5 protein-coding genes are annotated in these 3084 nt (G+C 70.1%); 3 read left to right on the forward strand and 2 right to left on the reverse strand.

The window, feature by feature from the left end:
- Positions 1-355 (reverse strand): FAD-dependent oxidoreductase (locus tag AB0B48_RS32620; RefSeq protein WP_357208391.1); only part of this gene is annotated, 355 nt, incomplete at its 3' end.
- Positions 356-476: 121 nt separating this feature from the next.
- Positions 477-1097: a TetR/AcrR family transcriptional regulator gene (locus AB0B48_RS32625; RefSeq protein ID WP_091399920.1), complete on the reverse strand. Its 621-nt coding sequence runs from the start codon at positions 1095-1097 to the stop codon at positions 477-479.
- A gap of 132 nt (positions 1098-1229) precedes the next feature.
- Here AB0B48_RS32625 and AB0B48_RS32630 point away from each other — a divergent pair, with 132 nt between their 5' ends.
- The 3 genes from AB0B48_RS32630 (at position 1230) to AB0B48_RS32640 (ending at position 3053) form a co-directional block, all read left to right on the forward strand.
- Complete coding sequence (locus tag AB0B48_RS32630) at positions 1230-1589, forward strand: DNA polymerase ligase N-terminal domain-containing protein (RefSeq protein ID WP_357208395.1); 360 nt, start codon at positions 1230-1232, stop codon at positions 1587-1589.
- A 57-nt stretch (positions 1590-1646) separates the two neighbouring features.
- Complete coding sequence (locus tag AB0B48_RS32635) at positions 1647-2381, forward strand: VOC family protein (RefSeq protein ID WP_357208398.1); 735 nt, start codon at positions 1647-1649, stop codon at positions 2379-2381.
- A 339-nt stretch (positions 2382-2720) separates the two neighbouring features.
- On the forward strand, positions 2721-3053 hold the full coding sequence (locus tag AB0B48_RS32640) for a TraR/DksA C4-type zinc finger protein (RefSeq protein WP_355006332.1): 333 nt from the start codon (positions 2721-2723) through the stop codon (positions 3051-3053).
- Positions 3054-3084: the final 31 nt, after the last annotated feature.

Here is a 3084-nt window from a genome sequence, read left to right on the forward strand (position 1 = left end):
GGCGCAGGTCGACTCCGAGCTCGGCGGCTCGGACGGCGAGACCGGCCTCGAGCTGGGCTTGCGGCACTCCGAGCACGTAGTGCGGGTTCTCCGCGAGCATTGTGAGATCCAGCGGGAACGCGCCGAAGGTGAAGGCCGGTTGAGGGGCCGGCGGGGTGCTCTCACCGCTGAGCCGCGCGTAGAGGCCGCGTCGGTCGAGCAGGCGGACGACCTGTCCCACGAGGCCGTTGGCGCGGGGCTCGCCGGTGGGCGCGGCGTGGCGTTCGAGGACGACGGGGTGCACGCCGGCGAGGGCCAGTTCGCAGGCGAGCATGAGGCCGTTGGGGCCGGCTCCGACGATGGCGACATCGATCATGGTCGTGATCCCTTCGGGGTGTGCGTCATCGCCACGGCAGGCGCGGCACGTGGCCGGCCCGCCGCGGAACGGTGACGCGGCTGGAGACGTGGGTGAGGTGGTGCTGCGTGAGGGCGGAGCTTCAGCGGGGTGGGGCCGGGAGGCCGGCGGCGACCTGGGTGAAGGCGTCGGTGATGAGGCGTTCGATCGGGGCGGGTGGGTCGGCGCTGTCGAGATAGTGCTGCATGGCGACGACGACGGCGGCGCTGGCGGCGGCCGCGACGAGCCTCGGATACATGTCGGTGGCGAGGTCGGTGCCGGTGCGCTCGGCGACCGCCGCGGCAAGCTCGGCCTCGGCGAGGGCGGTGGCGCGCAGCCGCTCGCCCTGTAGCGCGGGCTCGGCGAGCATGGTGCGTACGCCGGCCACCCACCGGGCGTGGTCGGGGGAGGGCATCGCTTCGACCTCGGGGCCGCGCGTGAACTGATCCAGCGCGGCCTGGGTGAGCGCCACCCAGAGCGGCTCATCGGCGGGACGTTCGCGCAGCGCGGCGGCGGTGCGCAGGCTGCGGTCGAGGTGGCGGGAGGCGATCGCCTCGGCCTTGCTGGAGAAGTAGTTGTTGAAGGTACGCGGGGAGACGCCGGCAGCCTCGGCGATGTCCTCGACGCGGACGTTGTCGTAGCCACGCTCCGCGGTGAGGTGGATCGCAGCCCAACCAAGCGCCGCACGCGTCTCGGCCTTCTTGCGCTCCCGCAGCCCCGTCATGCCGCCACGCTAGCACCAATTGCGTGACACGCAAATATGCGTGCCACGCAAAAATCGGCTGACTGTGGGTTCGGCCGCGTGAGGTGATCGCGTCGACAGGCGGGAGGGCCCGTCTGTGCCGACAATGGGGGAGTGGCACCCGCCTTCGTCCTGCACCACCACCGCAAACCACGACCGCACTTCGACCTGCGGCTTGAGGAAGATGGTGTGCTGCGCTCGTGGGCGGTGCCCCGCGGTCTACCGGACAGCCCCAGCGACAACCGGCTCGCGATCGCCGTGCCCGACCACGACCTCGCTCACCTCACCTACGAGGACGTCGACAAGTCGATCGCCGACATCGGCACGTGGGAGGAGCATGATCGCACCGACCGCCGGATGCTGTTCACGTTGCACGGCCGCACCGGTCGCCGGCGATACGCGCTCATCCGCACCGGCGAGGGGTGGCTGCTCCACCTGACGAAGGAGCAGTTCCCGGACGATCGCGGACGGTAGTGCGGCAGGCGGCTACGACGGTCAGCGAGACGTCGGCACAGGCCCTAGCATCGCGGCATGGCGACGCGGCTTGTGCAGATCAACATGAAGGCTCGGAACGACTCCGCGCTGGGCGGTTTCTGGGCGCAGGCGCTCGGTTGGGAAATCTCCAGTGAGGGACCCGGCGTGACCAACCTCGAACCCGAGGGCTTCGTCTACCCGGACCCGGTCGCTGTCTGTATCGACCTCATCGTCTCGTCTGAGCCCAAGACGGTGAAGAACCGCGTGCACGTGGACCTCGCCACCACCTCGGCGGCCCACCAGGCGCAGGTGGTCGCCCGTCTGACGGAGCTCGGCGCGACCGCAGCCGACGTGGGCCAGGGTGACGTGCCGTGGACGGTCATGGCCGACCCGGAGGGCAACGAGTTCTGCGTGCTGGAGCCCAGGGCGGTCTACCGGGACACGGGACCGATCGCCGCCGTGGTGGTCGACTGCGCCGACCCGCGAGCAATGGCCCGGTTCTGGAGCGAGGCCACGGACTGGACCCTGCACGAGGTGAACGATCAGGGTGCGAGACTGCGCTCCGCCAAGGGCGTCGGCCCCTACCTGGAGTTCGTCCGAACCCCAGACGTGAAGAGGGGGTGGAACCGCGTCCACCTCGACGTCCGTCCGTACCCCGGTGACGACCCGGAGGTCGAGGCGGCCCGGCTGCGGAGTCTCGGCGCGACCCCCATCGAGCTGGGGCAGGACGTCCCGTGGCGGGTGCTCGCCGACCCGGAGGGCAACGAGTTCTGCCTCCTCACCCCGAGCTGACAACCGGTCAACAGTGAGCATCATTGAACGTTGGCATTAGGGCAACGCCACTCTATGGTTGGGGCATGCCGCCGGTGACCTTCCGCTCGCCCGCCGCCACTGACGTGGCGGTGGGCGGTGCTGTGCGTGTGCCGACGGCCACACGCCCCGAGGCCGACATGCGGGTGCCGGTTGTCCGCGCGCCGCACACCGTGTCCGCGCACACACCGTCGTGCCCGATGCGAACCGGCCGAGGCCCACCTGCGGAGTCGTTGCATACCCAGAACGACCGCCAGGGCGAAGCTATCCAAGCTTCGGCCCTTTTTGTTTTTCCCACCCGTTTTCCCTGGAAGGCAGATCATGAGCGTCGATCATCGTCCTACTCTCGACCAGAGTTGGCTGGCTGACCTACGAGCGTCCCTGGCGGACGACTTCGCCACCCAGACGGCTCGGCTGCGGGAGTTGACCGAGCTCAACGCGGACACCGGCGACCCCGGCGAGGCCCACAACCAGGCCGCGCTGCTGGTGGCCACCCGCCAGAACATCGAGCAGATCACCGGTGCGCTGAACCGGATCAGCGACGGCACCTACGGCGCCTGCCAGAGGTGCGGCCGGAGCATCCCGGCCGAGCGGCTCGAAATCCTCCCGCACGCCCGCTTCTGCGTGCCGTGTCAGGAGAAGCAGAGCAGGTGATGTCGGGTGGCTGCCGTGCCGCCGGCACGGC

The organism is Micromonospora sp. NPDC049089, from assembly GCF_040648775.1.
Lineage (GTDB): Bacteria > Actinomycetota > Actinomycetes > Mycobacteriales > Micromonosporaceae > Micromonospora.